Below are 441 nucleotides of genomic sequence, written 5' to 3' on the forward strand. Positions count from 1 at the left end.
AAACTTTATCCAAAACCAATCCATTTTCCCAGGTTTTAATCCCCCTGTTTCAGTCCACTTAGAATGAAATACTTTTTTGGAGGCAATCTCTGGGCTTTGTGATTTTAGTTCTGCAAGAGTTGTCTCGTATACAGGGCTTTTCGCAGGATCCCAATCCAAAAGAAATTGTACTTTAATATGTTTACCGAAATCTTCTGTAGTGTTATTTTGTTTTAAATCGTTTACAGTATAGTCTATTTTCATCATGATATCTTTAATATCTAATGTACCACTATTTATTAAATTGAATTTCTTTAATATTTTGTCCCCAGGTTTTAAATTTTCTAAGTTAAGTGAAGTAGTTGGTTGCATAGCTAAATCCAATGTACCTGCAGCAAATGAATTATTTGTCACCACTTGATCGCTAAAATATGCATATGTTCCCCCACCAATTAAAGATAA

1 protein-coding gene is annotated in these 441 nt (G+C 32.4%); it reads right to left on the bottom strand.

Going from position 1 to position 441, the window contains the following annotated elements:
• Positions 1 to 441, bottom strand: a 441-nt coding sequence (locus JDS81_RS29835; RefSeq protein ID WP_199688692.1) for a TasA family protein, incomplete at both ends; no start/stop codon positions are given.

It is taken from the genome of Bacillus cereus group sp. N31 (assembly GCF_016483245.1).
GTDB classification, from domain to species: Bacteria; Bacillota; Bacilli; order Bacillales; family Bacillaceae_G; genus Bacillus_A; species Bacillus_A toyonensis.